The sequence below is a fragment of the Streptomyces malaysiensis subsp. samsunensis genome (assembly GCF_024519315.1).
Classification (GTDB): Bacteria; Actinomycetota; Actinomycetes; order Streptomycetales; family Streptomycetaceae; genus Streptomyces; species Streptomyces malaysiensis.
In genome coordinates, this window is sequence record NZ_JANIIC010000234.1 from 1 (window position 1) to 864 (window position 864).

Genomic DNA, 864 nt, shown 5'->3' on the forward strand with positions numbered 1-864 from the left:
CGGCGGCATTGGGAGGGGACGACTCTGAGCAGGATTCCTCTCGTCCGGGCCCTGGGCTTCCGTTCGTCTGGAGCGGTGTGTCCCTGTATGCGACGGGCGCGGACACCCTGCGCGTGAGGCTCGCTCCCGCCGGACCGGAAGCGGTTTCGCTCCTCGTCGCTGATACCACCGGTGCGCCGGTGGCCTCGGTGGCCTCGCTGGTGACCCGTACGGTGTCCCCCGAGCAGCTCCGCGCCGCGCGAAACGTGACGCATGACGCGCTGTTCCACACCACTTGGCGCGCGGTCTCCACCCAGGTTGAAGCACCCGCGACCACGGGACAGTGGGCGTTGCTCGGAACCGGATCGCCGTACGTTGCGGACGTCGCCCAGGGCGGACCGGCGAGCCCGGCGGCGTACCCGGAACTGTCGGATCTCATCCAGGCCATGAACGACGGAATAGTCACCCCCGACACCGTTCTGGTCTCCCTCACGGCCGATTCCGGCGCCCGCGTCGGCGACCCGGCCGAGGCACGGGAGATGGCGCACCGTGCCTTGTGCGTGGTGCAGGAGTGGCTGGCTGAGGAGCGGTTTGCTGGTTCGCGGCTGGTGGTGGTGACGCGGGGCGCGGTGGCTGCGGTATCGGGTGAGGGTGTGCTGGATGTGGCGGCGGCTGCGGTGTGGGGTTTGGTGCGTTCTGCGCAGGCTGAGCATCCGGATCGGTTCGTTCTGGTGGACGTGGACGACACGCCGGTGTCGGCTGGTGTGCTCCGGGCGGTGCTGGAGTCTGTCGAGCCTCAGGTGGCCGTGCGGTCCGGGAATGTGCTGGCGCCCCGGCTGTCGCGTGCTGTTGCTCCTGCCGAGGGAGTGGAGTCGGGCCTTGTGC

At 69.8% G+C, this 864-nt stretch carries 1 protein-coding gene; it reads left to right on the plus strand.

From position 1 onward, the window contains the following. Positions 1 to 77: 77 nt before the first annotated feature. Positions 78 to 864, plus strand: a 787-nt coding sequence (locus NQU54_RS48660; RefSeq protein ID WP_441005769.1) for a SpnB-like Rossmann fold domain-containing protein, incomplete at its 3' end; no start/stop codon positions are given.